The sequence below is a fragment of the Demequina muriae genome (genome assembly GCF_030418295.1).
In the GTDB taxonomy this organism is placed as follows: domain Bacteria; phylum Actinomycetota; class Actinomycetes; order Actinomycetales; family Demequinaceae; genus Demequina; species Demequina muriae.
Genome location: NZ_JAUHQA010000001.1, coordinates 176,635 through 201,162, shown reverse-complemented (window position 1 = coordinate 201,162; position 24,528 = coordinate 176,635). Strand labels below are relative to the sequence as shown.

The 24,528-nt window shown below is 69.4% G+C and carries 26 protein-coding genes; 18 read left to right on the top strand and 8 right to left on the bottom strand.

The genetic code is table 11. The features are described 5' to 3' along the window. Window positions 1–118: 118 nt before the first annotated feature. The 5 genes from QQX02_RS00960 (at window position 119) to hisH (ending at window position 4,327) form a co-directional block, all read left to right on the top strand. Entirely contained in the window at window positions 119–1,180 is a 1,062-nt protein-coding gene (locus tag QQX02_RS00960) for a CAP domain-containing protein (protein ID WP_301140644.1), read from the top strand. A 44-nt stretch (window positions 1,181–1,224) separates the two neighbouring features. After that, window positions 1,225–2,319: a histidinol-phosphate transaminase gene (locus tag QQX02_RS00955; protein WP_301140642.1), complete on the top strand. Its 1,095-nt coding sequence runs from the start codon at window positions 1,225–1,227 to the stop codon at window positions 2,317–2,319. Then, on the top strand, window positions 2,316–2,915 hold the full coding sequence (gene hisB / locus QQX02_RS00950; RefSeq protein ID WP_301140640.1) for an imidazoleglycerol-phosphate dehydratase HisB: 600 nt from the start codon (window positions 2,316–2,318) through the stop codon (window positions 2,913–2,915). The genes QQX02_RS00955 and hisB overlap by 4 nt, the downstream gene beginning before the upstream one ends. Next, window positions 2,912–3,496, top strand: a complete 585-nt coding sequence (locus QQX02_RS00945) for a hypothetical protein (protein ID WP_301140639.1) — start codon at window positions 2,912–2,914, stop codon at window positions 3,494–3,496. The genes hisB and QQX02_RS00945 overlap by 4 nt, the downstream gene beginning before the upstream one ends. Before the next feature lie 174 nt (window positions 3,497–3,670). Next, window positions 3,671–4,327, top strand: a complete 657-nt coding sequence (gene hisH / locus QQX02_RS00940; protein ID WP_301140637.1) for an imidazole glycerol phosphate synthase subunit HisH — start codon at window positions 3,671–3,673, stop codon at window positions 4,325–4,327. 31 nt (window positions 4,328–4,358) lie between these two features. Here hisH and QQX02_RS00935 read toward each other — a convergent pair whose 3' ends face one another. Together QQX02_RS00935 and QQX02_RS00930 are read right to left on the bottom strand one after the other, a co-directional pair. Further along, window positions 4,359–5,033, bottom strand: coding sequence for a cation efflux transmembrane domain-containing protein (locus tag QQX02_RS00935; RefSeq protein ID WP_301140636.1), 675 nt, complete (start codon window positions 5,031–5,033; stop codon window positions 4,359–4,361). Then, window positions 5,033–5,431: an ArsR/SmtB family transcription factor gene (locus QQX02_RS00930; RefSeq protein WP_301140635.1), complete on the bottom strand. Its 399-nt coding sequence runs from the start codon at window positions 5,429–5,431 to the stop codon at window positions 5,033–5,035. The genes QQX02_RS00935 and QQX02_RS00930 overlap by 1 nt, the downstream gene beginning before the upstream one ends. Window positions 5,432–5,583: 152 nt before the next feature. Here QQX02_RS00930 and priA point away from each other — a divergent pair, with 152 nt between their 5' ends. Further along, entirely contained in the window at window positions 5,584–6,321 is a 738-nt protein-coding gene (gene priA / locus QQX02_RS00925; protein WP_301140634.1) for a bifunctional 1-(5-phosphoribosyl)-5-((5-phosphoribosylamino)methylideneamino)imidazole-4-carboxamide isomerase/phosphoribosylanthranilate isomerase PriA, read from the top strand. Between the two features lie 43 nt (window positions 6,322–6,364). Beyond that, the gene (locus QQX02_RS00920) at window positions 6,365–7,099 is read left to right on the top strand and encodes an SseB family protein (protein ID WP_301140633.1); all 735 of its coding nucleotides are present in this window, start codon (window positions 6,365–6,367) and stop codon (window positions 7,097–7,099) included. Window positions 7,100–7,126: 27 nt separating this feature from the next. Here the strand turns inward: QQX02_RS00920 and QQX02_RS00915 are convergent, their stop codons facing one another. Genes QQX02_RS00915 through QQX02_RS00895 form a run of 5 tightly spaced genes read right to left on the bottom strand, consistent with a single transcriptional unit; the run spans window position 7,127 to window position 10,535 of the window. Continuing rightward, window positions 7,127–7,867, bottom strand: a complete 741-nt coding sequence (locus tag QQX02_RS00915; protein WP_301140631.1) for a S1 family peptidase — start codon at window positions 7,865–7,867, stop codon at window positions 7,127–7,129. Then, window positions 7,864–8,421: a hypothetical protein gene (locus tag QQX02_RS00910; RefSeq protein ID WP_301140628.1), complete on the bottom strand. Its 558-nt coding sequence runs from the start codon at window positions 8,419–8,421 to the stop codon at window positions 7,864–7,866. Before QQX02_RS00910 ends, QQX02_RS00915 begins: the two co-directional genes overlap by 4 nt. A 57-nt stretch (window positions 8,422–8,478) precedes the next feature. Then, on the bottom strand, window positions 8,479–9,231 hold the full coding sequence (locus QQX02_RS00905) for a S1 family peptidase (RefSeq protein WP_301140627.1): 753 nt from the start codon (window positions 9,229–9,231) through the stop codon (window positions 8,479–8,481). Further along, window positions 9,228–10,160, bottom strand: a complete 933-nt coding sequence (locus QQX02_RS00900) for a hypothetical protein (RefSeq protein WP_301140626.1) — start codon at window positions 10,158–10,160, stop codon at window positions 9,228–9,230. The genes QQX02_RS00905 and QQX02_RS00900 overlap by 4 nt, the downstream gene beginning before the upstream one ends. Before the next feature lie 3 nt (window positions 10,161–10,163). Next, a complete protein-coding gene (locus QQX02_RS00895; protein WP_301140625.1) occupies window positions 10,164–10,535 on the bottom strand; it encodes a DUF1844 domain-containing protein in 372 nt (123 codons plus the stop codon). A gap of 269 nt (window positions 10,536–10,804) precedes the next feature. On the opposite strand from QQX02_RS00895, the gene infC reads away from it, so the two are divergent. From infC to QQX02_RS00855, 8 genes are all read left to right on the top strand, one after another. Beyond that, entirely contained in the window at window positions 10,805–11,707 is a 903-nt protein-coding gene (gene infC, locus QQX02_RS00890) for a translation initiation factor IF-3 (RefSeq protein ID WP_301140624.1), read from the top strand. A gap of 57 nt (window positions 11,708–11,764) precedes the next feature. After that, window positions 11,765–11,959 (top strand): 50S ribosomal protein L35, encoded by a 195-nt coding sequence (gene rpmI / locus QQX02_RS00885; protein ID WP_301140623.1) that lies wholly within the window; start codon window positions 11,765–11,767, stop codon window positions 11,957–11,959. Between the two features lie 25 nt (window positions 11,960–11,984). After that, window positions 11,985–12,365 (top strand): 50S ribosomal protein L20, encoded by a 381-nt coding sequence (rplT, locus tag QQX02_RS00880; RefSeq protein ID WP_062134538.1) that lies wholly within the window; start codon window positions 11,985–11,987, stop codon window positions 12,363–12,365. 11 nt (window positions 12,366–12,376) lie between these two features. Continuing rightward, window positions 12,377–13,219, top strand: coding sequence for a TrmH family RNA methyltransferase (locus QQX02_RS00875; protein ID WP_301140622.1), 843 nt, complete (start codon window positions 12,377–12,379; stop codon window positions 13,217–13,219). Window positions 13,220–13,275: 56 nt separating this feature from the next. Beyond that, a complete protein-coding gene (locus QQX02_RS00870) occupies window positions 13,276–14,922 on the top strand; it encodes a sensor domain-containing diguanylate cyclase (RefSeq protein WP_301140621.1) in 1,647 nt (548 codons plus the stop codon). 83 nt (window positions 14,923–15,005) lie between these two features. Next, window positions 15,006–16,673, top strand: coding sequence for a GGDEF domain-containing protein (locus QQX02_RS00865; protein ID WP_301140619.1), 1,668 nt, complete (start codon window positions 15,006–15,008; stop codon window positions 16,671–16,673). Window positions 16,674–16,783: 110 nt separating this feature from the next. Further along, entirely contained in the window at window positions 16,784–18,352 is a 1,569-nt protein-coding gene (locus tag QQX02_RS00860) for a sensor domain-containing diguanylate cyclase (RefSeq protein WP_301140617.1), read from the top strand. A gap of 111 nt (window positions 18,353–18,463) precedes the next feature. After that, on the top strand, window positions 18,464–18,934 hold the full coding sequence (locus QQX02_RS00855) for a hypothetical protein (protein WP_301140616.1): 471 nt from the start codon (window positions 18,464–18,466) through the stop codon (window positions 18,932–18,934). On the opposite strand, the gene QQX02_RS00850 is transcribed toward QQX02_RS00855, so the two are convergent. After that, complete coding sequence (locus QQX02_RS00850) at window positions 18,931–19,428, bottom strand: SRPBCC family protein (RefSeq protein ID WP_301140615.1); 498 nt, start codon at window positions 19,426–19,428, stop codon at window positions 18,931–18,933. The genes QQX02_RS00855 and QQX02_RS00850 overlap by 4 nt on opposite strands. 416 nt (window positions 19,429–19,844) lie before the next feature. Here QQX02_RS00850 and pheS point away from each other — a divergent pair, with 416 nt between their 5' ends. The 3 genes from pheS to QQX02_RS00835 are packed head-to-tail and all read left to right on the top strand — an operon-like array spanning window position 19,845 to window position 24,129. Continuing rightward, complete coding sequence (pheS, locus tag QQX02_RS00845) at window positions 19,845–20,933, top strand: phenylalanine--tRNA ligase subunit alpha (RefSeq protein ID WP_301140614.1); 1,089 nt, start codon at window positions 19,845–19,847, stop codon at window positions 20,931–20,933. Next, window positions 20,933–23,548, top strand: coding sequence for a phenylalanine--tRNA ligase subunit beta (pheT, locus tag QQX02_RS00840; RefSeq protein ID WP_301140613.1), 2,616 nt, complete (start codon window positions 20,933–20,935; stop codon window positions 23,546–23,548). Before pheS ends, pheT begins: the two co-directional genes overlap by 1 nt. Then, window positions 23,545–24,129 (top strand): hypothetical protein, encoded by a 585-nt coding sequence (locus QQX02_RS00835; RefSeq protein WP_301140612.1) that lies wholly within the window; start codon window positions 23,545–23,547, stop codon window positions 24,127–24,129. Before pheT ends, QQX02_RS00835 begins: the two co-directional genes overlap by 4 nt. Window positions 24,130–24,528 lie beyond the last annotated feature (399 nt).

Genomic DNA, 24,528 nt, shown 5'->3' with positions numbered 1-24,528 from the left:
AGCGACGACAGTGCCACGGTCGCCGAGTCGACGTGCTGGGGATCGAGCCGGGGCCCCACGATGCCGATACTTGTGTCGCGGAACCTCAGGACCGCACCAGATGAGTGGAGGTCGGGCCGTGAGCAGAGCGATCATGAGGCGCGTGCGGACGTGGGGGTCGGCGCTGACAGCGGCGATCGCGATCACGGTGCTTGCGGGAGGACTCGCGGCTCCGGCGGGCGCGGCCACGGTGAGCACGTCGAAGGCGGTTCCCTCGATCGCCCAGCAGACCAACACGCACCGGGCCGTGAACAGCCGCTCCGCTCTCACCAACGCGACCAGGCTCAACGAGGTCGCCCAGGCGTGGGCCAGGCAGCTGGCGGCGTCGGGATCGCTGAGGCACAACCCGCAGTACTCGTCGCAGATCCCGAGCGGTTGGCGCAGCGCGGGCGAGAACATCGCTTACAACTGCGACGCTTCGCCCGTGACCCGCATGATGTCGCAGTGGAAGACGTCGGCCGGCCACAACCGGAACATGCTGAACTCCGCCTTCACGCACCTCGGCGTCGGGTGGGCCACTGACGCGCGCGGCTGTTCGTGGGGCGTGCAGGTCTTCGCGGGCTACCCGTCCACGGTGCGGCTCGCCGCAGCGAGCTCCTCGCTCAAGACGATCACCGTCGCCCCCAAGCCCACCATCGCGGGCGCGGCGCAGGTGGGACGGAAGCTCACCGCGAGGCCGGGGACGTGGACCTCCTCGGTGACGCTCAGCTATCAGTGGCGCCGCGACGGCAGGAACATCACGGGTGCCACCCGCTCCACGTACATGGTGACTCCTGCGGACGCTGGGCACCGGATCACCCTGAAGGTCACGGGAAAGCGCGCCGGCTACGCCACGCGCGCGCAGTACTCGCCTCCCGTGGGACCGATCCGCAAGGGCGAGATCAGGGTCACCGGCGCGAAGGTCTCCACGGCGACATCCGTCGGTTCCGTCCTCAGAGTGAGCACGCCCACCGTCGCGCCGACGTCCGCGACGCGCACGATCCAGTGGCAGCGGAACGGAGTGCCGATCCCGGGCGCGAGGGGGTCGGCATACAGGCTCACCCGTGCCGACATCGGCGCGCGCGTGACAGCGAAGGTCGCGTTCCGTGCGTCCGGGTATGAGTCCACGTTCATGTGGTTTCACCGCTACCCGCGCGGGTAGTCCCATCGCCGGCGCCGGCCGTCAGCGCCACTAGACTTCCTGCCATGACTCTGCCCCTGCGCCCGGAACTGATCGGGCTGGAGCCATACGGCGCCCCTCAGCTGGACGTGACCGCACGCCTCAACGTCAACGAGAACCCGTACGCGCCACCGCCCAGCGTCGTCGACGCGATCGCCCAGGCCGTCCGCAAGGCCGCCGAGGGTCTCAACCGCTACCCGGACCGCGACTTCACCGCGCTGCGCGCCGACCTCGCGCACTACCTCGAGGTCGAGAGCAACGTCGACTTCGTCGAGGTGCGCAACATCTGGGCCGCGAACGGCTCGAACGAGGTCATGCTGCACCTGCACCAGGCCTTCGGTGGGCCCGGTCGGCGGGTGCTGAGCTTCGCTCCGACGTACTCGATGTACCCGGAGTATGCGCGCGACACCGTCACGGACTACGTGACGCTGCCGCGCCGCGACGACTTCACGCTGGACATCGCCGCCGCTCAGGCCGCGATCCGCGAGATGGGGCCCAGCCTGGTGCTGGTCGCGAGCCCGAACAACCCCACCGGCACCGCGCTGAGCCTCGACGACGTGCACGGGCTCATGGCCGCGGCTGACGACGTCGAAGGCGGCTGCGTGGTGGTGATCGACGAGGCATACGCGGAGTTCCGACGCGCGGGCGTGCCGAGCGCCGCCACGATCATCCCGGAGCACCAGAACCTCGCGGTGAGTCGCACGATGTCCAAGGCCTTCGCGCTCGCGGGCGGGCGCCTGGGCTACCTGGTGGCCCACGAGCCCGTGATCGATGCCCTGCGCGTGGTGCGGCTGCCGTACCACCTCAGCGCCGTCACGCAGGCGACTGCCCGCGCCGCGCTGGCCCACCACCGTGAGCTGCAGGCGCAGGTGGACGAGATTCGAGCCGAGCGCGATGACACCGTCGCGTGGCTCACCGATCAGGGCTATACGGTGGCGGAGACGGACGCGAACTTCGCGCTCTTCGGCCCGTTCGAGGATCGGGAACGAGTGTTCGAGGGGCTGCTCGAGCGCGGCGTGCTGATCCGCGTCACGGGTCCCGAAGGTTGGCTGCGGGTGTCGATCGGCACTCCGCAGGAGATGGCGCTGTTCCGCAGCGCGCTACTGGAGGTCACCGCATGAGCCGCACCGGACGCATCGAGCGCGCCACGAGCGAGTCGCAGGTGCTCGTCGAGCTCGACCTTGATGGCTCGGGCGCCACCGACATCGACACGGGCGTGCCGTTCTACGACCACATGCTGACCGCGCTGGGCAAGCACTCGCTGATGGACCTCACGGTCAAGGCGACGGGCGACGTCCACATCGACAGCCACCACACCGTCGAGGACGTCGCGATCTGCATCGGTGAGGCGCTCAAGCAGGCGCTGGGCGACAAGGCCGGCATCTCGCGGTTCGGCGATGCCATGGTGCCGCTCGACGAGGCGCTCGCGCAGTGCGTGGTCGACGTCTCGGGACGTCCGTACTGCGTGCACATCGGCGAGCCCGTGGGGCAGGCGACCCACCTGATCGGCGGCAACTTCGCAGGATCGCTCACGGGCCACGTGCTCGAGTCGATCGCTCACCACGCGGGCATCTGCGTGCACATGCGCGTGCTTGCTGGCCGCGACCCTCACCACATCGTCGAGGCGCAGTTCAAGGCGCTCGCGCGTGCGCTGCGCGCCGCGGTGACGGCCGATGCTCGGGTGAAGGGCATTCCCTCCACGAAGGGTGCGCTGTGACGGACGACGGCGACGTCGACATCCCGGACGACCTCTCGAGCCTCGCTGATGCGAAGCCGATGGGGGAGACAGGGCCTCACGTCGAGAAGGACACCGTCGCGCTGTTCACCCCCATCCAGAACGGCCGGGTGCTCGCCGCGGTGTGCGCGCTCAACGGCGTGCGGGGTCAGACCATCGAGACCTCGGCCGGCGCCTTCGCGGTGCTCGACGACACCAGTCCCGGTGCCGTCGACACGGCTGGCGAAGTGGTGAGCGCATTCGTCAAGACCCAGGCGATCTTGGCGATGGAGCGGCGAGCGGGACAGATCACCGTGCGCCGCTGGTTCGAGGGCGTCAAGGGCGACACGGTTCCTCCGGGCTTCGCGCTCGACGAGGCGCCGGGCGTCATCACGACGCTGATGACCGGCACGCAGACCATCGACGAGATCGCCCTCACGCACCCGGGCAAGGTCTTCCAGGCACGCATGTCGCGCATGAAGGCGTTCCGTGAGCTGCGTCGCGCCGCGAAGGACGCCAAGCGTCAGTTGAAGGCGCGCGAGCAGAACACACGTGACTCGAACCCGGACCCGAGCGGGGACTGAGCGCCCGCATCGGCCGCCCCGCCACACGCGTGCGCTCCCCACGCCGCTCCTGCCGAGTGTCGATTTCTGTGTGCTCTGGCACCCAGGACTGCACGGATCTCGACACTTGCGGTGGACAGAGCAGGCGCACGTGGCCAGGAGCGACCGCATGCTGTCGCGTCTAGACTGGGTCGCGTGACCTCCCCCCTCGTGACCGTCCTCGACTACGGCTTCGGCAACGTGCGCTCCGCAGTGCGCGCGGTCGAGCACGTCGGCGCACGCGTGTCCCTGACGGCGGACCGCACGATCGCGGAGCACTCCGACGGACTCATCGTCCCTGGCGTGGGCGCGTTCGAGGCCGTCATGAACGGACTCCGCGAGGTGCGGGGCGACCAGATCATCGGCCGCAGGCTCGCGGGCGGGCGCCCCGTGCTGGGGATCTGCGTGGGCATGCAGGTGATGTTCGAGCGCGGCGTCGAGCACGGCGTGGAGACCGAGGGGCTCGACCAGTGGCCGGGCACCGTCGAGAAGCTGCAGGCCCCCGTGGTGCCCAACATGGGCTGGGCGACCGTCGAGGCGCCCGAGGGCTCCGTGCTGTTCGACGGCATCGCCGACGAGCGGTTCTACTTCGTCCACTCGTATGGCGCACGCGCGTTCCCGCTGGGGACGACCGAGGACACGGGCCGCTTCCAGCCGCCGCTCGTCACGTGGTCGGAGGCCGGACCGGCCCACGCTGCGGACAGGTTCGTCGCGGCCGTCGAGAACGGCGCGCTGACCGCCACGCAGTTCCACCCCGAGAAGTCCGGCGAGGCCGGCCTCCAGCTGCTGCGCAACTGGGTCGCGTCGCTCTAGCGCGCGTCAGGCGAGGAGCGGCGGGCAGCCTTCACGCGCAGCCGTCCTCGCAATCGCAGGACTCCTGGCCGTGCAACAGCGCTCCCGAGGTGGTGGCGCATCCGTCGCCGCGCCAGGCCTCGAGGCCCTCGCGTACGGCGAAGCCTGCGATGACCAGCGCCGCCAGAGGATCCGCCCACCACCATCCGAGCAGGGCGTTGAGCGCGAGGCCCACGAGCAGCGCGGCCGAGAGGTAGGAGCAGATCACGAGCTGGCGGGCGTCGGCGACCGCGGTGGCCGAGCCGAGCTCCCGACCCGTGCGACGCTCGAACCACGCGACGGTGGGCATGATGGCGAGGGAAAGCGCTGCCAGCACGATCCCTACGCTCGAATGCCCCGGGGCGTCGCCTGAGATCAGGGCACGGGTCGCATCGGCCGTCACGACGAGGGCCAGCGCGAAGAAGGCCCCCGCGATCAGGCGCAGCGTGATCCGCTCGCGCTGGCGCGGGTCGGGCGCGGAGAATTGCCACGCCACAAAGGCCGCCGAGGCGACCTCCACCACGGAGTCCAGTCCGAACCCGAGCAGCGCGCTGGAGGACGCCGCGGCGCCCGCCACCAGGGCGACGGCGGCCTCGACCACGTTGTAGGCGATGGTGAGCGACACGATGATGCGGATGCGTCGGCGCAGGGTCGCCGCTCGGGCGCCGGTGAGGATGGCGGTGGTCATCAGCAGGTGCACTCCTGTCCAGAGCAGCAGTCCGGGTCAAGCGCGAGCGCGAGGCCGAGCATCGCGTCGAGCGCGGCGGCCACGTCCGTGTGCGCCAGCGAGTAGTGCGCGTGACGGCCCGACTTCTCGGCCACCACCAGCCCGCAGCTGCGCAACGTCGTGAGGTGATTCGACATCGACTGGCGGCTCACGCCCTGCTCGGCGGCGAGGTCCGCCGGGCACTTCGCGCCTCCCCTGAGGGAGAGCAGGATCGCGGATCGCGTCGCGTCGGACAGCGCGTGGCCCAGGTGGGCGAGCGCGGCGGTGTGCGTGGGCGTCGCCGTGCGCGGTGTCGCAGTGGTGAGGGCCGATGCGGGGGCGGGGGCCGATGCGCGCGCGGCCTCGGTCGAAACTGTCATGTCTCGAGCGTAGTACATCGTTTGCTGTACTGTCGCCTGCTCGTGGGGGAACGGGTGGCGCAGTCGCGGCGCGGTAGCCTGGTGCCCGCGCGCAGGCGCCCGGCGCACTGGGCCGGGCCCGCGCATCGGCCGTCTCATACGAAAGCGAGATCATGACTGACTCCCCGCGCCTCGAGCTGCTGCCCGCCGTCGACGTCGCCGACGGCCAGGCCGTCCGCCTCACCCAGGGAGAGGCAGGCACGGAGACGGGTTACGGCGACCCGCTGTCCGCGGCGCAGGACTGGGTCAACGGCGGCGCCGAGTGGATCCACCTCGTGGACCTCGACGCAGCGTTCGGGCGTGGCTCCAACGCCGAGCTCCTCGAGCGCGTGGTGAAGTCCGTCGACATCAAGGTCGAGATGAGCGGTGGCATCCGCGACGACGAGTCGCTGGAGCGCGCGCTCGCGACCGGGTGCGCCCGCGTGAATATCGGCACTGCGGCGCTCGAGAACCCCGAGTGGACTGCCGCGGCGATCGCCAAGCACGGCGACCGCGTGGCCGTGGGGCTGGACGTGCGCGGCACCACGCTGTCCGGGCGCGGCTGGACCCGCGACGGCGGCGACCTGTGGGACGTGCTCGCGCGACTGGACCGCGAGGGCTGCAGCCGCTACGTCGTCACCGACGTCAAGAAGGACGGCATGCTGTCCGGTCCCAACACGGGCCTGCTGATGGACGTGTGCGAGGCGACCGATGCGGCGGTGGTCGCCTCCGGCGGCATCAGCTCTCTCGAGGACATCGCGGCGCTGCGGGCCATCGTGGACCGTGGCGTCGAGGGCGCGATCGTGGGCAAGGCGCTGTACAACCGCAACTTCACGCTGCCGCAGGCCCTGGACGTCGCCGGCCGCCCGTAGGGTCGCCCGGGCCACGTCAGGGCCGGCGCGTAGCATCGTGACCATGAGCGACACCGGTGGGGCCGAGCCTTTCAAGGAGATCCCGGAGTCCGTCTTCGCGGACGACGACGGCAGCGCCGATGCGCGCCTCGCCCAGGCGCTGATCCGCTACTCCCACGCGAAGACTCCGCTCACCGAGGTGGTGGACGCGCTGGCGTATGCACGCGTGCTCATCCCCGTGATGGCGAGCGGCGAGCAGCGCGTGATGGGCGACTACGGCGTGGAGAAGGACGAGGTCGCCTCCACCGGAGTCGTCGCGGTGCAGATGCCCGACGGCCGCGCCGCCCTGCCCGTCTTTACGGACGTCGATGCGGTCAAGGCATGGAACGAGAAGGCGCGTCCCATCCCCGCGGAGGGCCCGCGTGCGGCGCTGGCCGCGATCGCGGAGAGCTGGGCGAGCCTCGTCATCAACCCCGGCATGGAGACCGTGGTCATCCCGCGGCCGGCCGTGTGGGCACTGGGTCAGGGGCTGACCTGGCGACCCGCCGTCGTGGACGGTCAGGTGAGCGCAGAGGTGCGCGACGCCGTCACCAGCGCGGTGACCACGGATGCGGCCCTGCGTGGGGTCGAGGCGGTCGCGGGCAACGGGGCCGAGGTGGCCGTGGTGCTGCGGCTCACGCCGGGGCTCACGCAGCCCGAGGTCGACGACGTCGTCCAGCGCGTTCAGCGGGAGATCGCCCACGCGGACGTCGTGGCGCAGCGCGTCGACAGCCTCGAACTCCGGCTCGCGACGGCATAGGCGCCGGCGCGCAGCGATGTCAGCCGGTCACCACTCGCATTCGGCCTCGTTGGGCACCTGCGCCGACTCGGTCTCGAGGAAGTGGGTGAGAGAGTCCAGCGTGACCGCATACGACCACCCTGCCGCGCCGGCGGCGTACGCCACTCCCACCACGTCCCCCACCTCGTCGACCACGGGGGAGCCGGAGTTGCCTGGCTCGATGGGGGCGTCGAGCTCGTAGACGTCGTCCTGGCCCGTCTCGATGGTCTCCGGCGTCGTGCCCGTGTAGGAACCGGCCGTGCTGGTGAGCCGGCCACCCTCGGGGTAGCCGACCACGTGAAGCACATCACGGGCAGCGGGGCCGCTGTCCGCGATGCTCGCGGTCTCCGGGAACGTGCCGTCGATGTGGACCAGCGCCAGGTCGGCGGTCTCGGACAGCACGGACGACGTGGCGGTGTAGTGACGCCCGTCGTAGCTGGTGAGACCGATCTCGAGCGCGCCTTCGATCACGTGCCGGTTCGTCACCGCGGTGTTCTCGTCGAGCACCCACGCCGAGCCGTTGCCGTACTTCTCGCAGGTCATGACGGACACGCGCAGCGCGATCCGCTCGACGGAGGTGAAGCCGTCGTCTCCCACGGGGATCGCGGGCCCGGGCGTCGCCGCCGCGACCTCGGGGACGAAGGTGTCGGGGAGCGGCGGCGGGGCCGTCGGCAGTGCGGCGCAGGCGCTCAGCGTGAGGGCGGCGACGGCGGCGGCCGCGGCCACGCGCGTGCGGGACCGTCCGGTCACTCCTGCGCGTCCAGGTGCTCGGTCCACGCGCTGTCGAGGCCGTCGCAGAACTCGTCGATGCTGCGTTCGGCCTCGCGCAGGCTCGACGCGGTGTAGCGGGACGACTGCTTGAGGTAGCCGATGAGCTCCTCGCGCTCGTCCGCGCAGGACCGGAACTGCTCGACCATGTCCTCCGCGTACGTCAGGTCGTCGGTCGCGTTGGCGTCCTGGTCCGCGAGCGTCGAGACCTTCTCCTTCGCGACGATGAGGTGCGACTGGGCGGTGCTCAGCTCAGCCGCCGTGCTCTCGAGCTCTGCGGTGGCGGTGGCGAGCTGAGCGCCCAGCTCGAGCGCCTCCGCCCGGAGCTCGTCGTTCTGGTCCTGCCACTGGGACTGAGTGATCCAGAGGTAGCCGCTCAGCCCGGTCAGCGCCGCGACTCCGGCCCCGGCGACGGTCCACGCGATCGCTCGCGCGGCGCGGCGTGTGCGGCGGGGTCGCGCGGGAACGGTCTCGGCTGGCGCCGTGGAATCGGTGGTCTCGATCTCTCTCGAATCCCACTGGTCCGGATGCTCCACGGTCGCTCCTCCTCGGACAGGGCCGGCTGTCAGGCGGTGATAGTAGCGCGAGCGCTTCTACGCGTCGCAGTCGACGGGCTCGGGCACCAGCAGCGCGGGCTGCGCCAGCAGGGTGTTGAGCACGGAGACCGGCACGATGAAGCTCTGGTTGGAGTCGTTCTTCGCGTAGACCACGCCCACCACGTCACCGGCGTCGTTCAGTACCGGCGAACCGGAGGATCCGGGCTCGACGACGGCCGTGGTGGCGAGCACCGTGTCGACGGCGGAGCCGAGCGGGTCCTGCACCGGGCCCAGCACCACGCCGGAGACGGTCGTGAGCTTGCCGCCGTTGGGGTAGCCCACCACCGTGATGACGTCGCCCTCCTGGGGGTCCTCCTCGGCGCGCGCGGCGAAGGCCCCGCCCAGGGACTCCTGAGTGGTGATGATCGCGATATCCGCGACGGTGGTGCTCGACGCGGCGGTGGCATCGATGGACCGGCCGTCGTGCGTCGAGACCTGGATGTTCTGAGAGTCGTCGATCACGTGGCGGTTGGTGACCAGCGTGAACGCGTCGAGAGCGAAGCCGGTGCCGGTCTTCACGAATCCGCATCCGATGTTGCGCACGCGCACGGTCATGCGCTGCGCGGCCGAGAAGCCGTCGGGGGACAGGCCCACGCTCGAGGTGACGGGGGTCGCGGTGGGGGCGGGCACCCAGTCGGACGGCATGGGCGCCGGCGGGTGGGGGAGCGCGGCGCAGCCGCTCAGGGCGAGGGCCGATGCGACCGCCAGGGCGAGCCCGCGGCGTGCGGCGGCGAGGGGACGGCCGGTCATTCGTTCAGCGCTTCCTGGAGCCGGTCGTTCGCGCCTTCGGCCTCGGCGCACAGGTCGCGGACGCTCTCCGAGAAGTCCTCGAGCTCCTCCGGCTCGTAGTTCTCGGCGTCGCGCAGGTAGGTCACGAGCTCCTGCTGCCCGTCGACGCAGCGGTGCAGGGCGTTCGCCACGCCCGCTGCGCTCGAGACGCTGGTCTCGAGCGCGTCGATCTCCTGCTGGTAGACCGCCGACTCGTCGACGGCGCTGGCCTTCTCCGAGCTCAGGTCCGTGACCTTCTGGTTCGAGGTCGCGAGCTGCTGGGTGAGCAGGTCGATCTCGGACGTCAGCTGAAGCGTGGTCTGCTGCTCCGACGAGAGGCGTTCGCCCAGGTCATAGTTGACGGCCGTGAGCATCTCGGCGCGCTCCTCCCACTCGTCGGAGGTGTTCCACAGGTACCAGTCGAGGGCGGCCGCGCCGCCGAAGAGCAGCACGAACACGATCGTGGCGGCGATCCACCCGCGCCGGCCCGGCGTGCGGCGTGGGGCGGGCTCGCGGTCGACCAATCCATCCGAGCGTCGGCGTCGCTGCGCATTCGCGACCTCGCGGACGCCGCCGTCGATCCGCTTGCGGCTGCGCGTGGGGGGTGAGACAGGGAGGGCGATCGGGGTGGTCGCGGGGTCGTCCGTCTCGTCGGCCTCGGAGGCGTCGGACTCGTCCTCGCCCTCCGGGGTGCCGTCGTCGCTGTCCTCGAGACCGGTGCGCCACGGGGCCGATGCGGGGGCCGGGCCGTCACTGCGGACGCGGATCTGCTCGGGATCCAGGAGAGTCGAGTCGTCGATGTCAGGGTCGGGCCGCGCGGCGGTGCGGGGGGCCTCGTCTACCGCAGGCTCCGCGCCCGCGCGGTCGCTTCTGCGACGCCCGTGCCCGTAGTCATCGGTATCGGTGCTCATTCCCTACGTGACCGCCCCCGTGTACTTCTCGCCCGGGCCCTCGCCGGGCGCGTCCGGAATGGCCGACGCCTCCCGGAATGCCAACTGTACGCTCCGCAGTCCGTCACGCAGCGCGCGCGCGTGGGTGTTGCCCAGGTCGGGTGCCGATGCAGTGATGAGGCCGGCCAGCGCCTCGATCAGCTTGCGCGCCTCGTCGAGGTCCTGGTGCTCCTCGCCGTCCTCGGCGAGCCCACATCGGAGGGCGGCAGCGCTCATCAGATGCACGCCTACAGTGGTGATCAGCTCGACGGCGCTGACCTCCGCCATGTCCCTGGCCGCCGATGTCGACGCCAGGCCCGGGGGGTCGGAGTCCGTTCCTGCACGATTGTCGCTCATGGTGGTACCCTAGGTGACTGACCGGCTGGGGATCACTTCCCAGCGCACAAGTGGAGTCCACCTCCCACCCTCGGGCCAGCATATGGGCCAGGGTCTGGTCACGGCAGTCGCAGCGCTTCTTGCGCAACGCGGCGGTCGTGGACCCGGTGGCCTCCGCTCGTGTTCGAGCAGGGGCCTTTTTTCTTGCCCGGCGGCAGCAGATTCGACAGAAGGAGCCACCCATCAACGAGCCCCGTATCAATGAGCGCATCCGCGTTCCTGAGGTCCGCTTGGTCGGACCGAACGGTGAGCAGGTCGGAATCGTCCGGATCGAGGACGCGACCCGCCTCGCGCAGGAGTCGGACCTCGACCTCGTCGAGGTGGCGCCCAACTCGCGCCCGCCCGTCGTCAAGCTCATGGACTACGGCAAGTTCAAGTATGAGGCGGCGGTCAAGGCTCGCGAGTCCCGGCGCAACCAGGCGAACACTGAGATCAAGGAGATGCGGTTCCGTCTCAAGATCGATGAGCACGACTACGAGACCAAGAAGGGCCACATCATCCGCTTCCTCAAGGGCGGTGACAAGGTCAAGGTCACGATCATGTTCCGTGGTCGCGAGCAGTCGCGTCCTGAGATGGGTCGCCGTCTGCTGCTGAAGCTGGCGGACGAGCTACAGGATCTCAGCGTGGTGGAGAACATGCCGTCCCAGGAGGGGCGCAACATGTCGCTCGTGCTCGGCCCTCTGAAGAAGAAGGCCGAGGCCATGGAGGAGCAGCGCAAGGCCCGCGAGGAGCGCAAGGCCGCCGACAAGGCGGATCGTGCTGAGCGGGCGGCTGCCAAGGCTGAGAAGTCTCCTCAGGCCGACGAGGCCCCGGCAGTCGCCGAGGCTCCGGAGCCCCAGGCGGCTGCGAAGGTCGACGACACTGCGCAGGCTGACAACGCTGCGAAGGTCGACGACACCGCAGAGGTGGACGAGGCTGCCACGATCGAAGAGGCGGCGGAGCCGGAAGCGGCTGCGGAGCCCAAGGCGCCCACGGAGCCCGTGGAGCCTGCTGAGCCGAAGGCAGCTCCCAAGCCGAAGGCGGCCCCGAAGCCCAAGGCCGCTCCAAAGCCCAAGGCGACGGCGAAGCCGGCTGCGAAGCCTGCCAAGCCTGCAGCACCGAAGAAGACCGACACCGAGACGTCCGGCGAGTAGCCCGGGAACTATCCGTTCGCTCCACGTGGGGCGAGCATCACGTAAGGAAGGGCAGTCATGCCGAAGAACAAGACCCACTCGGGCGCCAAGAAGCGCTTCAAGCTCACCGGCACCGGCAAGGTGAAGCACGCGCACGCGATGAACGTGCACAAGTTCGAGGAGAAGACGTCGTCGCGCAAGCGTCGTGTCGCCGTCCCCGCAATCCTGTCGGATTCGGACTCGAAGAAGATCAAGAAGCTGCTGGGCAAGTAAGCGCCCGAGAATCAAGGAGTAGAACATGGCACGCGTCAAGCGGGCGGTCAACGCCCAGAAGAAGCGCCGCAGTACCCTCGAGAGGGCCCAGGGATACCGGGGCCAGCGCTCGCGCCTTTACCGTAAGGCGAAGGAGCAGGTCACCCACTCGATGGTCTACAGCTACAACGACCGTCGCAAGCGCAAGGGCGACTTCCGCAAGCTGTGGATCCAGCGCATCAACGCCGCGGCTCGCGCCAACGGCATGACCTACAACCGCCTCATCCAGGGCCTCAAGGCCGCTGGTGTCGAGGTGGACCGCCGCATGCTCGCTGAGCTCGCGGTGCACGACGGAGCCGCCTTCGCCGTTCTCGTGGAGACCGCCAAGAAGGCGCTCCCCGAGGACGTGAACGCGCCCGCCGCGTAAGCGCACGTCGCATGACAGGACGCCCCGCCGGCCCCGACGACCTGACCCTGACGCTCGAGAACCCTCGAGCGGAACGGGTCAAGAAGGTCGCCGCGCTGGCGGGGCGTTCTGCGCGTTCCCGCGCCGGAGTGCTGCTGGTCGAAGGGCCGCAGTCCGTGCGCGAGGTGGTGCGCTTCGCGCCCGAACGCGTCCGTGACCTGTACGTGAGCGCCGATGCGCTCGAGCGTCACCGCGAGATCGTCGCCGAGGCGCTTGCCGCCGAGCGGTGGGTTCACCTGGGCACGGATGCCGTCCTCCACGCGATGAGTGGCGACGCCCAGGGGATCCTGGCCGTCGTCGACGAGACGGGCGTCGCGCTGGACGACGTGCTCGCGCAGAGCCCGCGTCTGATCGCCGTCCTCAGCAACGTTCGTGATCCCGGCAACGCCGGTGCCGCGATCCGCGCCGCCGATGCCGCTGGCGCCGACGCCGTGATCCTTGCCGGCGAGTGCGTGGACCCGTCGAATCCCAAGGTGGTGCGCAGCGCCGCCGGGAGCCTGTTCCATCTGCCCGTCGTGCGCGCGCTTCCGCTGCTCGACGCGATCGTCGAGCTGCAGGATGCGGGATTGCGCGTCCTCGCCGCTGACGGCGCGGGCACTGTCACCCTCGGTGGCCCGGGAGCGGATGCCGAGGCGCTGGCGGTTCCCACCGCATGGGTGCTGGGCAACGAGGCCTGGGGCCTGTCTGCCGACGAGCGAGACCTCGCCGACGAGGTGGTGCGCATCCCCATCTATGGCCGCGCCGAGAGCCTGAACCTGGCCACCGCGGCGTCCGTCTGTCTGTACGCCTCTGCAGCCGCGCATCGCCAGGCGTGACGAAGCCCACACCGCAGGTCTCGTAGGAGACGACCGTCCTTCCGTAGCCTTGTCGGATGCTCCGACGGCCCAAGGACACGTCCTTCGCACGGTCGCGTGCGTACGGGTTGGCAGTCGGGCTGATCGTCACCATCATCGTGCTGCAGATGATCACCACCGTGACCGGTGCCATCGTGGCGGGCCGACAGTTCGAGCGCGTGTCAATCGACACCTTCGAGTACGTGGGCGAGCTGACGGCCGAGCGGGTCGCGCGGTTCGCAGAGGGCGCGCGGGACGTCTCCGAAGGCACGGCCAGCGAGATCGAGATCCTCGGCGCCGACGTGGACCGCGCTGCGTTGGAGTTCTCGATGTACCAGCGGCTGATGCGCGAGCCTTCGGTTCGGGCCGTCTACGCGGGATGGGTCGACGGTGAGTTCCTGGTGCTGCGCCGCGAGGGCGGCTCCTTCCGCTCGCAGCGAGGTGGCGGTGGCCTCGGCCCCGAGATGACCACTCGGGTCTACGACGGTTCGTACACTCTGCTGTCGAGCCACACGGTGTCCTCGGACTATGAACCCCGTACCCGGCCGTGGTACGTGACGGGACTGACGGCGCACGAGACCCGATGGAGCCACCCGTTCGTGGACTACTTCAGTGGAGAGACGCTGGTGTCGACGGCCCGTGCCGCTCGCGAGGCGAACGAGGTAGTGGCTGTGGTCGGCGCCGATCTCGACCTCAACGGGCTCGGCGACGTGCTCGATGGCCTGCCATATGGCGACGGTGCGGAGGCCTTCGTGCTGACGCAGCAACTGCAGATCATCGGGGCGCCGAGCGACTATCGGGCGCAGATCGCAGCCGTCGTCGAGGCGAAGGGAACCGTGGCGCGCGCCCCGGACATCGGGCTGGGGATCGATCCCGTGCTCGTCGCGCCCGGCAATGCCCGGTTCAGTCGCGACTTTGATGAGATCGTGCTCGACCGCTCGTTCACGACCGAGGAGACACTGCCCTGGCGCCTCCACATACGTGCCTCGGACGACGAACTGTCCGCAGGTCTGGGCGCCCTCGGCACGATCGTGCTGTGGATCACCGGGTTCTCGTTCGCCATCGTCGTGATCGCCGCGGGAGTCGTGTGGTGGGTGAGACGGCCCTTGAGCAGGATGCGCGAGCGCGCGATGACCGACCCGCTGACGGGCCTGCTCAACCGCCGCGAGTTCTTCCGTCGCGGCGCGCTGATAGCGGCACGAGCCGTCGATCGCGGAGACGTGCTGATGGTGACGGTGCTGGACCTTGACGCGTTCAAGAGCCTCAATGACGACCACGGGCACGGTGCGGGGGACCAGGCGCTGACCGCCGTCGCGGCCGGCATGACAGGTGCCGCCCGCGCTGGCGACCTGACGGCACGCACCGGCGGGGACGAGTTCGCGGTGCTGCACGTGCTTCGCGCGGGAGATCAGCCGCTGCGCGTGGCCCAGCGAGTGCGTGACGCAATCGAGCACGAGATCCACACCCGCGTCGAAGGCTCGGACGGCGTGGGTGTCACCGCCGGCTACACGACCGGCGGCCCGGATGCGGCGGATGTCGAGCTGCTCGTGGCCTACGCGGACAAGGCTTTGGTCGAGGGCAAGCGGATTCAGAAGGGCCGTGTCTACGCAGCGGCGGAGGGCGGAGGCGACGTCGACAGGCGACTGGCCGCACCGGACGCCGACCCCGACAGTCGCGGTGACTGAGCAGCCACAAGCGTGGCTCAGGAGTGACCAAGTCGTCATGAACGGATCGGGTGGCCGCCGCCGCTCGTCCGTACGCTGGACCCATGCTCCGGAGCCCCAAGGACGGGACGCTGACGCGTTCTCGCGCGTACACGTTCGCCGTGTGGGCGGTGGCGGCCATGATCGTGCTCCAGATGCTCACCAGTGCGATCGGACTGACGGTGGCGAGTGGACAGTTCGAACGGGTCTCGATCGACACCTTCGAGTATGTGGGGGAGCTCACCGCCGAGCGGGTGTCCCGCTTCGCTGAAGCTGCCACTGATGTCGCCGAGGGTACGGCGAACGAGCTGGAACTCGTGGGTGCGGACGCCGACCGTGCCGTGGTGGAGGCGTCGCTCTATCAGCGCCTCGTGCGCGAGGGTGCAGTCCGGGCCGTGTACGTGGGATGGCCGGATGGGGAGTTCCTGGTGCTGCGCCGCATGGGAGACGGTTTCCAATCCCAGAGTGGCGGCGGTGCCTACGGGAATCAGCTCAGCAACCGACTCTATGACGCCGAGTTCGCGCTCGAGTCCCAGGCCACCGAAGAGACGGACTACGACCCGCGCACTCGGCCGTGGTATTCGACCGGTACGGCGACGGCGGAGACCCGCTGGAGCGATCCTTACGTGGCCTTCGATTCACATGAGACCTTGGTCTCGGCAGCGCACGCGGCACGAGAGTCCGGGGAGGTGACGGCCGTCGTCGGTGCTGACCTCAACCTGGATGAGCTCGCCACCGTGCTGGACGGCATCCCCTATGGCGACGGCGCGGAGGCGTTCGTCCTGACTCAGGACCTGAAGGTCATCGCGGCGCCGTCCTCGCATCACGAGCGGATCCTGGCACAGGCGGAGTCCAGTGGGAACGTGGCGCGAGCGGCGGACCTTGGCATCGACGTCGATCCCACCTCGGTGGGGCTGGGCACGGTGCTCTTCACCCGAGAACGCGACATGGTGGTGCTGGACCGTGGCTTCTCCGTCGACGAGGGTCTGCCGTGGCGGCTGCACATCGTCGCGTCGGACGATGATCTCTCGGCCGGGTTGGGCACCTTGGGATCGGTCGTGCTGTGGTTCAACGTGGGCTCGTTGGTGATGGTCACGATCGCCGCCATCGTGCTGTGGCGGGTGAGGCGCCCGCTCGGCAGGCTGAGGGAACGGGCGATGACGGATCCGCTCACCGGGCTGCTGAACTACCGCGAGTTCTATCGGCAAGGGCGCCAGATCGCGCGGCGCGCCAGCGAGCGGGGCGACGTGCTGACGGTCACGGTGCTCGACCTGGATGAGTTCAAGGACCTCAATGACACGCACGGCCATGGCGTCGGAGACCGATGCCTCGAGGCGGCCGCTGCGGGACTCACCCGCTCGGCGCGTACGGGCGACCTTGCGGCACGCATCGGCGGCGATGAGTTCGCGATGCTCCACGTCCTGCGCGCGGACGACCGCCCGCTGCGGGTGGTCCAGCGGGTGCGGGACGCGGTCGAGCACGAGATCCACGTGCGAGTCGAGGGTTCGGGTGGCGTGGGCGTCACCGCTGGCTTCGCGACGTCGGGAGTCGGTGCGGACGACTTCGACGCGTTGGTGGCTCACGCGGACAACGCGCTGGTCGCGGGAAAGCGCGTCGCCAAAGGCAGAGTCCACGCCTCGGGAGAGGACGACATCGACGTCGACAGGCGCCGAACTGCTCCGGGCGCCGAGGTGGATGAGGGGCGCTCAAGGTCCGCAAGCCGACCTCGCTGATGCCGACGGAGGCAGTTTCTTGGCCCGCACAGACGGGGATGACACGCGTTGTGTCATAAATCACACACACCCCTCGTAAAAGGACCCATCAGTTCTCTAGAGTCAGCCCTGTGTCGTCACGTACCCGCATCCCTCGCCATCTTGGCGCGCGCGGCTACACCGTTGCGTCGGGGCTCATCGTGGGAGTGGTGCTGATCCAGCTCACTGCGATCGTGGTGGCGGCCGGCTTCGCTGGACGGCAGGTCAACGAGGCCGCCGGAGACACCTACAGCTACGTGGGCGACCTCACCGCCGCACGCGTCGCGCACTATGCCGATTCCGGCCGCGACCTCGTGGACGACACCGCGCTGTTCCTCACGTACGCGAGCGACCTCGACCGCGAGGCCCTGACGGCCTCGATGGTGGAGCGACTGTCGCGCGCGGACAGCGTCCGGACCCTATACGTGGGGTGGGAGGACGGCCGATTCCTCGCGGTCAGCCGCACCGAGGACGGCTACCAGTCGCAGTGGATCGAGCAGGAGAGCGCCAGCGAGGTGGTGACGCGCTACGACGCGCAGATGGTGCTCATCGATCAGTCGACCTTGGCCAGCGACTACGACCCCCGCACTCGCCCCTGGTACGTCACGGCGACCTCCGCGAACGCGGGCGCGTGGACTCAGGCGTACTTGGACTACGGCAAGCACACCACGCTCGTGTCTCCCGTCGCCGCCGTGCGCACGGAGGGCTCGACGTTGGGAGTGGTCGCGGCGGACCTGGACCTGCCGACGCTGCGGTCCATCCTCGATGACCTTCCCTATGGCGCCGGCGCCGAGGCCTTCGTGCTGTCGCCGAGCCTCGAGGTGATCGGCGCTCCCTCGCGCTACACCGAACGTCTCGAGACTCTCGCGGAGGAGTCCGGGGGCGTGCCGACGGCCGCGGACCTCGGCATCGACGTGGGCTCGGCGGCGCTCGATCCCGGCGATGCGCTCTTCACCCGGTCCGACAGCATGATGGTGCTGGATCAGTCCCTGCCGGCGACCGCATCGGTGGACTGGCGCATCCACCTCACCGCCGAGACGTCGCAGCTCTCCGCCGGTCTCAGCCGCGTGGGATCGGCGCTGTGGTGGGTCTCCGGACTGTCGATCGTGCTCAGCGCCATCGCAGCCATCGTCGCGTGGAACGTCAACCACTCGATGAGGCGCATGCGTGTGCGAGCCAGCACCGACCAGCTCACCGGGCTCGCCAACCGTCACGAGTACGAGCGCGCCGGGCGCAGCATGCTGCTCCAGGCGGCCATCCGGGGCGAGCGCGTGCTCGCCGTCGTGCTCGACCTCGACGGCTTCAAGGCGATCAACGATGCGCTGGGCCACGACGTGGGCGACGCGGCGCTCGCCGCGACGGGCGAGGCGATCAAGTCCTGCGTGCGCGCCGAGGACGTCGCGGCCCGGCTGGGCGGCGACGAGTTCGTGGTGCTTCAGCCTCTGGGTCCGCAGGACGATCCTCACGCGATCGTCGAGCGCCTGCGAGAGACGGTGGCGCGTCAGCTGGCCTGGCTGCCGGCCGAGGGAGTCAACGCGGGCGTCACCGTGGGCTACGCCCTGAGCCGGCCCGGCATGGACCTCAAGGGGATGGTCGCGCTCGCGGATGCCGCCCTCCTGGAAGGCAAGCGCAACGCGAAGGGGACCGTGCACCGCGGTTGACCTGAAAGGGCGGCCGAGCGCGCATCGGCCGCACGCGGGTCGCGTCCCCGCCGTTCACATGCCCGACACGCATGCACTGGTAGCCTCGCGCCAGACACCTGAAGGAGCATCATGAGCGACGGCAAGGCCCAGATCAACGACACTGTGGCGCTGGACATCCCGGGAGCGCGCGGCAACGTCACCGTGACCGGTGCGGACCGCATCTTCTACAAGGTGCTGATCGACGGCGAGCCCATCAAGCGCAGTCGCGGCGGCTGGGAGATCCCGCTGCGCAACGGCGACGCGATCAAGGTGCAGGCCCGGGGGTTCATCCCCGGCTTTCAGACGCTGTACACGGGCGACCGCGAGCTGCTGCGCATGGGTGGCCACGTGGGGCTCGCGGAGCGCATGGCGATGTTCATGCCGCTGCTGCTGGTCATCTTCCGGTTCCCCGGCCTGGTGCTGGGGCTCCTGCTGTTCTTCATGAACGTGATGGCGGTCAAGAACCCGCTGATGCCCAAGGCCGTGCGCATCGGCCTCCCGATCGCGAACACCCTCGCGGGCGCGTTCATCCTGCTGCTGCTGCCCAGCGTCGTCGGCTAGTCGGCCTTTCCGTCGGCGACTTCGCTGTCGATCACGGTGCCGTCGGTGACGGCGTCGGAGGCGTTGAGGTCCGCGGGCGTGCCCTCGACCAGCGCGACCAGCGCCGCGATGTCCGCCTCGAGCGCGCGCTGCACGTTGGCGCGGAACTCCCGCTCCAGGTCGGCGGCGCGCGGGCCCTCGAGCCATGCGCGCAGCTCCACGCGGGAGCCGCCGTCGTGGGGCCGAGCCTCGTGGTGCACCGTGAGCTCGGCCCCGTCCAGCTCGGTGGTCTCCGAGTAGACGTAGGGGCGTTCCAGTCCGGTGATGCGCACGGGCAGCGGCTCGCCGGTGGTCGACTTCACCTTGCCGCGCGCGCCGATCGCGATGGGCTCGTCGAGGTGCATCCACTCCCGGCTCGACGCCCACTCGGCGTGCGTCTCGGGAGCGATCCAGCGCTCGAAGAAGGCCTCCGGCGGTGCGGAGGAGCTGACGACCACGTATCCGACATCGATCATGCTCCCCACGCTAACCCAGGCACCTCCCGTCCGCCCCCCGCGCCCCACTCCGGGTCCCCATCCGCGCAAGTGTCGACATCCGTGCGCTCTGGGGCCGGAGACCGAGCAGGAATCGACACCTGCACCGCGGCGCGAGGTGGCGAGGGCGACGGGCGGCCGATGCGGGGGCTGGGCCCATCCGCACGCTCAGGGCTACAGTGGTCACCATGAGCACGAGCGAGCGTCCCGCCATCGCGGTCGATGCACGCCTGCCACGGGAGCCCGAGGCGGCAATCCGCCCGGCACCTTCGCCGTTTATCTAGGCCCAGGGAGAACCCCTGGGCCCACGCGCGCAAGCCCGCCCCCGCATCGGCTGGGGGCCCGCCACGCGCCGGTAGACTTCCCGACGGACACCCGAACCCCCTGGAATGGCACTCATGACTGACCTGTCTCCCCTCGACGCCGCTGGCGTCGACGCGGCCGTTGCCGACGCGCTGAGCGCGATCGCCGCCGCCACCACGCTCGAGGAGCTCAAGGAGGCGCGGCTGGCCCACACGGGCGACAAGGCCGCGCTGAGCCTCGCGAACCGCGGCATCAAGGACCTGGAGCCCGCGGACAAGGCGACGGCCGGCAAGACGATGGGCCAGGCGCGCGGTCGCGTGCAGCAGGCCATCGCGCAGCGCCAGGAGGAGCTCGAGGCCGAGCGCGACGCGCGCGTGCTGGTCGAGGAGACCGTGGACGTCACGCTCCCCGTGAACCGCGCGCTCACCGGCGCCCGCCACCCGCTGGAGACCATGCAGGAGCGCATGTGCGACACGTTCGTCGCAATGGGCTGGGAGGTCGCCGAGGGGCCCGAGATGGAGGCGGAGTGGTTCAACTTCGACGCCCTCAACTTCGACCCGGACCACCCGGCGCGCGAGATGCAGGACACGTTCTTCATCGACCCGCCCGAGTCCGGGCTGCTGCTGCGCACCCACACGTCGCCCGTCCAGGTGCGCGCCGCCATCGAGCGCCGCGACGCCCTGGTCGATGAGGGCCGCGGCATCTACGTGGTGTGCCCGGGCAAGACGTTCCGCACCGATGAGCTCGACGCCACCCACACGCCTGTCTTTCATCAGATCGAGGGCCTCGCGGTCGACAAGGGCCTCACGATGGCTCACCTCAAGGGCACGCTCGACGCCTTCGCCCGGAGCCTGTTCGGGCCCGATGCGGTCACGCGACTGCGGCCGAGCTTCTTCCCCTTCACGGAGCCGAGCGCGGAGATGGACCTGCGCTGTTTCGTGTGCCAGGGCGAGGACACGAACTGCCGCACGTGCTCCGGCACCGGCTGGATCGAGTGGGGCGGCTGTGGAATGACGCACCCCAACGTGCTCATCGCCGCGGGGATCGACCCGGAGGAGTACACGGCGTTCGCGTTCGGCATGGGGATCGAGCGCACGCTGATGTTCCGCCACGGGGTGAAGGACATGCGCGACATGGTCGAGGGCGATGTGCGCTTCTCACAGCAGTTCGGGATGGAGTTGTAATGCCCAAGATTCCGCTCAATTGGCTCGCGGAGTCCGTGGACCTCGCTCCCGGACACTCCGCCGAGGATGTCGCCGCCGCGCTCGCGAAGGTGGGGCTCGAAGAAGAGGGCATCGAGGGCGGTGGCGTCACCGGTCCGCTGGTCATCGGCCGCGTGCTGTCCGTGACCCCCGAGGTCGCCTCCAACGGCAAGACCATCAACTACTGCCGCGTCGACGTAGGCGGCCACAACGACCCCGCCGGCCCCGGTCATAAGCCCGACAACAAGGACGAGTACCCGGAGTCCAAGGGCATCGTGTGCGGCGCGCACAACTTCGCTGAAGGCGACTACGTGGTGTGCATCCTGCCCGGCGGCGTGCTGCCCGGGCCGTTCCCCATCGGCGGGCGCAAGACGTACGGGCACTGGTCCGACGGCATGATCTGCTCGGCCAAGGAGCTGGGCCTGGGGGAGGAGTCGGGCGGCATCGTGGTGCTCGCCTCGCCCTCCGGCGCGTCCGAGGTCACCATGCCCGGCGTCGTGGCCGACGAGGACCTGGTCCCCGGCAAGGACGCGATCCCGCTGCTGGGACTCGACGAGCAGGTGCTCGAGATCAACGTCACGCCCGACCGCGGCTACAGCTTCTCCGTGCGCGGAGTCGCGCGTGAGTACTGCCACGCCACCGGTCAGACGTTCACGGACCCCGCGGCCATTGAGGTCACGGGAAGTCGAGTGGCCGATGCGGCACGGACTGACGCCTTCGAGGTCACCATCGACGACAAGGCGCCCGTGCGCGGCACGGTCGGCTGCGACCGGTTCGCGACGCGCGTGCTGCGCGGCTTCAACCCGGCCGCGCCCAGCCCGTCGTGGATGAAGCGCCGCCTCGAGCAGTCGGGCATGCGCTCGATCTCGCTCGCGGTGGACGTCACCAACTACGTGATGCTCGAACTGGGCCAGCCGCTGCACGCCTACGACCTCGAGAAGGTCGTGGAACCGATTGTTGTGCGCCGCGCAGTGAAGGGCGAGGTACTGGAGACTCTGGACGACGTGGAGCGCAAGCTCGACCCGGAGGACCTTCTCATCACAGACTCGGCCGGTGGCGAGGGCTACCGACCCATCGGCATGGCCGGAGTCATGGGTGGAGCGCTCACCGAGGTGTCGGCGTCGACCGTGGACATCCTCCTGGAGGGCGCGCACTTCGACCCGATCACCGTCGCGCGCACCGCCCGCCGTCACAAGCTCGGCTCGGAGGCGTCGCGCCGCTTCGAGCGCGGCGTCGACACTGCGCTCGCGCCGATTGCGGTCGAGCGCGCGCTGCGGCTCATGCAGGAGTTCGGCGGCGGCGAGCTCGACGAGCTCTGGACCGACCTGGACCTGACGGTCGCCCCCACGCCGATCGCGATGGACGCCGGTTATCCGTCGCGCATCGTGGGCGTCGAGTACACGGCCGATGCGGTGGTTGAGGCCCTCGAGATCGTGGGCTGTGCGGTGACGCGCGAAGGCGATCAACTGTCGGTGACGCCGCCCACCTGGCGCCCGGACCTGGAGCTGCCGATCAACCTGGTCGAGGAGGTCGCGCGCCTGCAGGGCTACGACGACCTGCCTTCCGTCTTGCCCGTCGCGCCCCCCGGGCGTGGCTACACCCACGGCCAGCGTCTGCGCCGCTCGGTGGCCAGGACCCTTGCGGAGTCGGGCCTGACCGAGGTGCTGACGTACCCGTTCATGTCGGAGACGCGGCTGGACGAGATGCGCGTGCCGGAGGGCGACATCCGTCGCGACTCGGTGCGCCTGGCGAACCCGCTGAGCGCGGAGTACCCGCTGCTGCGCACCACGCTGATGGCCACGCTGGTGGACTCGGTGAAGGTCAACCTGGCGCGCGGCGCTCAGGACGTGGCCGTGTACGAGCTTGGTCGCGCCTACCGCGCCTCGCGCATGTCGGAGATCCCCAAGGGCTTCACTGGTGACACGATCACCCCGGACGACGTTCAGGCCCTTGACGCGGCGCTGGGCGAACAGCCCCGGCGTGCGGCGGGCATCATGACGGGTCACCGGGTACGTGCGGGCTGGAACGGCCACGCGACGTCCTGGGACTGGACCGATGCGCTCGCGGCGGTCGAGCGGATCATCGGCGTCGCCGGTGTCGAGGTCCGCGTCGTGGCCGATGCGGTCGAGCCCTGGCACCCCGGCCGATGCGCCACGTACTACTTGGGTGACAACCTGCTCGGGGTAGCGGGGGAGATGCACCCCAAGGTGCTCGAGACGCTGGGCCTGCCGCCCCGCACGGTGGCGTTCGAGATCGTGCTCGACCCGCTGATCGAGGCGACCGAAGGCGCGATCTACGCGGCCGAGGCCGTGTCGCAGCAGGTGCTTGCGAAGGAAGACTTCGCGTTCGTGGTGGCCGAGGACGTGGCCGCGGGCGACCTGGTCAGCGCGGTGCGCGACGCCGGAGGAGACCTGGTCGAGTCCGCGCGCGTCTTCGACGTCTACACGGGCGAGCAGGTGGGCGAGGGCAAGAAGTCGCTGGCCGTGAACGTCGTGATGCGTGCCGCGGACCACACCCTGAGCGCCGACGAGGTACTGGGCGTGCGCGAGGCAATCATCGCGAAGGCGGAGAGCGACTTCGGGGCTGTGCTGCGGTGACCGGAGTCGACTACGAGCTTCTCGAGCAGTGGGAACACCAGGGGTACTCGAACTCGCATCACCGCCGAAAGCCGGTGCGGCTCAATGATCGTGAAGCGCTCCTGGCGCTGCTACGCATGTTTGAGAGGTTCGCCGGCACCAATGAGTTCATGGTGTCAGCCAACGAAGAGGATTTCGACTCCACACTTCCTTTCGACGAACTTGTCAATATCTTTCCGAAGTACGTGACTGTCTTCCATCTCCAGCACAATGAAGACCCGCATATGGTTGTGAGACTGACCTCCTGGGCCGGTGGGCAAACATGGGTCGATGCGCCCGGAGGCGACGCCTTTGCAAGCCCGCTTCGCAGTCTCGTTGGAGTCGTAGAGAGCAACTCTCGACCGCTTGGAATACGGCACCGAATCTCCAAGTCGAAGTGGAAGTGGCTCGCTAGGAAGTCTCGAGTTTCCGTTATCGAGCGCTCGGGTCGCGATGTTATCGCCGAGCGTCGCCATGATCTGCGGACCGCCATGATCGGTGGAGGCTTCGGCCTGTTTGGTGGTGTGCTGGGGGCGCTGATCGCTTTCACTCTCGACGCGTAACACAGGGCGCTGGCTATCGGATTGTCGGATATCCCAACTTACAAATCTCTTGCGTGTGCACCGCACAGATCTGTGCACCTATCTTCGTGTGTCAGGGTCCAACGGTGATCGTCCACGACCGCAGGCCGAGCCCGTGGAGTCTCAGGTGGTGTCCGTGCAGCACGTTGGATCGCGGCATCAAGACCGAATGGGAATTAGCAATCTGGGATACTCAGCCTAGCGTGCGGAAAGGAGTTTGACACCCATCTTCTACCCATTTAATCACTTCGTGTCGCCGATGCGATGCGCTTACCCAAGACACAGTCCTGAGCTCTGGTACCTCACCTTGTAGCTGCGCCAGCAGGTCACGCTGCTTGTCATCTCGTGACACGACTGGGGCGCCTGACGCTATAGCCGTTT

Excerpts from the sequence above, each read along its gene's own strand:
- pheT (WP_301140613.1), top strand. The coding sequence starts at position 20,933 with ATGCCCAAGATTCCGCTCAATTGGCTCGCGGAGTCCGTGGACCTCGCT.
- QQX02_RS00920 (WP_301140633.1), top strand. The coding sequence starts at position 6,365 with ATGAGCGACACCGGTGGGGCCGAGCCTTTCAAGGAGATCCCGGAGTCC.
- hisB (WP_301140640.1), top strand. The coding sequence starts at position 2,316 with ATGAGCCGCACCGGACGCATCGAGCGCGCCACGAGCGAGTCGCAGGTG.
- rpmI (WP_301140623.1), top strand. The coding sequence starts at position 11,765 with ATGCCGAAGAACAAGACCCACTCGGGCGCCAAGAAGCGCTTCAAGCTC.
- rplT (WP_062134538.1), top strand. The coding sequence starts at position 11,985 with ATGGCACGCGTCAAGCGGGCGGTCAACGCCCAGAAGAAGCGCCGCAGT.
- priA (WP_301140634.1), top strand. The coding sequence starts at position 5,584 with ATGACTGACTCCCCGCGCCTCGAGCTGCTGCCCGCCGTCGACGTCGCC.
- QQX02_RS00855 (WP_301140616.1), top strand. The coding sequence starts at position 18,464 with ATGAGCGACGGCAAGGCCCAGATCAACGACACTGTGGCGCTGGACATC.
- QQX02_RS00930 (WP_301140635.1), bottom strand. The coding sequence starts at position 5,431 with ATGACAGTTTCGACCGAGGCCGCGCGCGCATCGGCCCCCGCCCCCGCA.
- QQX02_RS00900 (WP_301140626.1), bottom strand. The coding sequence starts at position 10,160 with ATGAGCACCGATACCGATGACTACGGGCACGGGCGTCGCAGAAGCGAC.
- QQX02_RS00870 (WP_301140621.1), top strand. The coding sequence starts at position 13,276 with ATGCTCCGACGGCCCAAGGACACGTCCTTCGCACGGTCGCGTGCGTAC.
- QQX02_RS00935 (WP_301140636.1), bottom strand. The coding sequence starts at position 5,033 with ATGACCACCGCCATCCTCACCGGCGCCCGAGCGGCGACCCTGCGCCGA.
- QQX02_RS00905 (WP_301140627.1), bottom strand. The coding sequence starts at position 9,231 with ATGACCGGCCGTCCCCTCGCCGCCGCACGCCGCGGGCTCGCCCTGGCG.
- QQX02_RS00865 (WP_301140619.1), top strand. The coding sequence starts at position 15,006 with ATGCTCCGGAGCCCCAAGGACGGGACGCTGACGCGTTCTCGCGCGTAC.
- QQX02_RS00955 (WP_301140642.1), top strand. The coding sequence starts at position 1,225 with ATGACTCTGCCCCTGCGCCCGGAACTGATCGGGCTGGAGCCATACGGC.
- QQX02_RS00850 (WP_301140615.1), bottom strand. The coding sequence starts at position 19,428 with ATGATCGATGTCGGATACGTGGTCGTCAGCTCCTCCGCACCGCCGGAG.
- pheS (WP_301140614.1), top strand. The coding sequence starts at position 19,845 with ATGACTGACCTGTCTCCCCTCGACGCCGCTGGCGTCGACGCGGCCGTT.
- QQX02_RS00875 (WP_301140622.1), top strand. The coding sequence starts at position 12,377 with ATGACAGGACGCCCCGCCGGCCCCGACGACCTGACCCTGACGCTCGAG.
- QQX02_RS00895 (WP_301140625.1), bottom strand. The coding sequence starts at position 10,535 with ATGAGCGACAATCGTGCAGGAACGGACTCCGACCCCCCGGGCCTGGCG.